7 protein-coding genes are annotated in these 3761 nt (G+C 34.4%); all 7 read right to left on the bottom strand.

The features are described 5' to 3' along the window. A partial coding sequence (locus AC2LE6_RS02355) for a (Fe-S)-binding protein (protein WP_484477637.1) occupies window positions 1-217 on the bottom strand: 217 nt, incomplete at its 3' end. Between the two features lie 9 nt (window positions 218-226). After that, entirely contained in the window at window positions 227-400 is a 174-nt protein-coding gene (locus AC2LE6_RS02350) for a hypothetical protein (protein ID WP_484477636.1), read from the bottom strand. Beyond that, on the bottom strand, window positions 400-999 hold the full coding sequence (locus AC2LE6_RS02345; protein ID WP_484477635.1) for an electron transport complex protein RnfA: 600 nt from the start codon (window positions 997-999) through the stop codon (window positions 400-402). Before AC2LE6_RS02345 ends, AC2LE6_RS02350 begins: the two co-directional genes overlap by 1 nt. A gap of 1 nt (window position 1000) precedes the next feature. Beyond that, a complete protein-coding gene (rsxE, locus tag AC2LE6_RS02340; protein WP_484477634.1) occupies window positions 1001-1765 on the bottom strand; it encodes an electron transport complex subunit RsxE in 765 nt (254 codons plus the stop codon). After that, window positions 1765-2358, bottom strand: a complete 594-nt coding sequence (locus AC2LE6_RS02335) for an FMN-binding protein (protein WP_484477633.1) — start codon at window positions 2356-2358, stop codon at window positions 1765-1767. Before AC2LE6_RS02335 ends, rsxE begins: the two co-directional genes overlap by 1 nt. Then, on the bottom strand, window positions 2348-3433 hold the full coding sequence (locus AC2LE6_RS02330; RefSeq protein ID WP_484477632.1) for an RnfABCDGE type electron transport complex subunit D: 1086 nt from the start codon (window positions 3431-3433) through the stop codon (window positions 2348-2350). The genes AC2LE6_RS02335 and AC2LE6_RS02330 overlap by 11 nt, the downstream gene beginning before the upstream one ends. Window positions 3434-3438: 5 nt before the next feature. After that, window positions 3439-3761: 4Fe-4S dicluster domain-containing protein (locus tag AC2LE6_RS02325; RefSeq protein WP_484477631.1), on the bottom strand; the 323-nt coding region annotated here is incomplete at its 5' end.

Below are 3761 nucleotides of genomic sequence, written 5' to 3'. Positions count from 1 at the left end.
CACCCTCAACAATTGCCTCACCAAATCCTGCACAACCAGGGTACCCACAAGCACCACAGTTATAACCAGGAAGTAGTTCAATAACTTTTTCAATTCGTTCATCAATTTCAACCTTTAATACATCTGCAGCGTACGCAAGACCAAGACCAAGTAATAGTCCCATTCCACCTAAAACCAACAGCGGTATAATCAGTCCTTCTAAAGTTATAGCTAACATAATCATCACCTATTTATGCGCACATGCAAAGTTATGACAACTTTTACAAGCGGCTTTATCTATATCATCCAAACACTCTTCAGGGATTGGTGTTTTTTTGTTTAAAGTATATGTGATTATATATAAGGCAATTAACCCAGCAACAATAAATATACCTAAATATCTAGTAAAGAATTCTAACATTATAAGATACCTTGTAGTCCTAAGAAAGCAATACTCATAATACCAGCAACTACTAAACTAATAGGAACACCTTTCCAAGCTTCAGGAACATTTGAAGACTCTAATTTTTCACGTACTGATGAGAACGCAAATATAATTAATGTAAATCCAAGCGCAGTACCAAGAGCTGTAAATACAGCCAACCACATACCACTAGATCCATAATCTGTATAAATATTACTAATATTACCTTCAGCTACCCCTAATATCGCACAGTTTGTTGTGATAAGTGGTAAGTACACACCTAGTGCTTTATATAAAGATTTACTGAATTTTTTAAGAATCATTTCAACAAGTTGTACCAAACTAGCAATAACCAATATAAAGGCAATTGTTGAAATATATTCAATACCAAACGGTACAAGTACATAACTATAAATAGCATACGTTACAAGTGAAGCAATAACCATAACAAACGTTACAGCAGCACCCATTCCAACCGCACTACTACTCTTCTTAGAAACACCTAAGAACGGACAAATACCAAGGAACTGTTTTAAGATAACATTGTTGATTAACATTGCGTTAAATATCGCAACTGCGAATACTGTCCATGTCATACTATGCCGCCTCCTTTGCTAATTTAGCTGCAGCAGCTTTTTTAGCCAGTGCTACTCTTTTTAATTCAGCAATTTTTGCTTTTTGTGCTTCTATCTCTTTTTTTGTTTGTCTTGCTTTTTTTCCTTGAATTAGAGCAAGTATTAATCCAAGAGCAATAAACGCTCCAGGAGCCAAACTGAACATATTTAAAGCGTAATCTGCGATTGCGAAATCACTACTAAATATATTAATAATCATATCTAAACTAAATAGTGTCACAGGTTGATCTACGAAGAATGGTAAAAACTCTCCCCAGATGATTCCACCAGTTGCTAAGAACTCTCTTAAGACTCCAATAACAACTAAGGCAAATGTGAATCCAAGACCCATACCAAGTCCATCAATTGCACTATCTAATACTTTATTTTTTGATGCAAAACTTTCAGCTCTACCTAAGATCAAACAGTTAACAACTATTAATGGAATGAATACTCCAAGTGCTAAATATAGATCATACGTAAATGCTTTACTTACCATACCAACGATTGTAACAAACGTTGCGATGATAACAATATATGCTGGTGTTCTAACATCATGTGGTATTACATTTCTAAGTAATGATACAACGATGTTACTCATTGTTAATACAAAGATTACAAGTAATCCCATACCAAGTGCTGTTTCAAACACAGCCGTTACTGCCAAGGCAGGACACATACCAAGTAGATAGACAAATATAGGGTTCTCTTTAAAGAATCCTTTTAAGAAGTTTTCTTTCTTATTCATTATTCATCACTCCCTTCGTTATATGCTGCAATTGCATCATTTACAACATCACTAACACTACCATATGTATAAGAAGCACCAGTTGATGAGTCAAAAGTAATTAATTCAGAGTCTGCCATTTGCCCCATAAATGGTGACAAATAATCTTTTTCTATTCCTTTAACAAAGTTTGGTGTATTTGTTGATCCTGAGATTACAACGTTGGCAATCGTACCATCTACATTAATACCAACTAAAACATCAACATCACCATAACTATTTTTCTCACTTCCAAAATATACTACTCCAATCAATTCTTCAGTTACTTTATCGTAAATAAACGTTTCAGTTAAACCACTAGGACAAGCATCTCTAAGTTCAAACGTAGATTCTGTTTGTCCTTCAAGAGGTACTAAATCTTCTGAATCAATTGTACAATCTTTATACACAATTTCTTGTTCTACATCGAATATTTCACTGTAGAAACCAATCTTTCTCTCTAATTCATTCTCAGCGATAATAGGTGCAGTAATTTCATTTACAACATAAATAAGACCACCTGCTATTGAACCAATAATCAATAAAACCAGTGCTGTCTTTAACTTAGCTAGCATAGTAAACACCTACTAACGTTACAGCAACAGATAGTAATACAATTACACTAAACCATATTACTCGTTTTGCACTAAATTTACTGTTTGTCCATTTGTGATAATCAAATGTGGAAACAAACATATTCATAATTAATATACTAAATACAACACCTTCAGGATACGCTCCAAATATTCTAATAATAAATGTAATGAATCCCATCATAAATCCTGCGGCTATTCGCCCAGGTTTTGTGATTGGAGAAGTTATTGGATCGGTTGCCATAAATATTGCACCAAACAATAACCCTCCACTTAATACATGGAATAACATATATTGTAGTGGATCTATTCCCGTCGACAATCCAACCGCAAACGATAAAATCGCTACAGTTCCAACCATTGCAAGCGGAATACGTACTTCAAAACTAGTTCTAACAGCTAAGTATATAGCGCCAAGAATTAACAGTATCGCACTTACTTCACCAATACTCCCAGGTAATCCTGTACCTATTAGTAAATTCGTAAAGGAATAATGTTGTAATGCGTCAATACTAAAAGGATTATTTGCAACAATTTGTAATGCAGTTGCTCCTGCTGTTGTATCAGGTAATACCACAGCGTACTGTGAGTAGGCAGTATGTGTAATATATACAAGAACTACAATTACTCTAGCTACTGCAGCTGGATTAAAGACATTTTGTCCCATTCCACCAAATATCAGTTTTGCTAAGAATATCCCCAGTGCACCACCAATGATAACTACATACCATGGAGTTTGATCCGGTAATGTAAGAGCGTAAATTAGACCGCTCGTAATTACACTGAAGTTATATAATGTGAAACTCTTATTCTTAAATTTAAATTTCTCACCATCAAGTAAATCTTGGACTTGGTAATACACATATTCAGTTACTACCATTGAAAGAATACTCAATGCAATAATTAATAATGCACTCCAACCAAATGAGTAAACACTAAATATTGATACAGGCAATAACGCGATTGTTACATCTGACATCATTCTTGATACATTTGCATTTGGTCTTCTTAAATAAGGTGAAGTCTTTCTTAAAATCTTCGGGTTCGCTACGTTCATATCAATCACCCTATTAACTTTTTAGCTTTACGAACGTAATCAGTCACATGGATTTTACTCGTACATACATACGCACATAATCCACACTCAATACATTTGAAAGCTTCAAGCCCTTTCATTACATCTTTGTCATTTCTTTTTACTGCGTTCATTATTTGAACAGGTTCAATGTGTACAGGACATGAATAAACACAACTACCACATCTAACACAAGGTTCCTCTTTATATTCTACATTTTCCAAAATGATTACAGACGTTGTTGTTTTAGATACAATAACATCATCACTTGTCATTGATGTCCCCATCATAGGTCCACCCATTACAACCA

Source organism: Candidatus Izemoplasma sp. (assembly GCF_982632705.1).
Note: the sequence above shows the minus strand (reverse complement) of the source record. Positions and strands in the feature narration are given on the sequence as shown.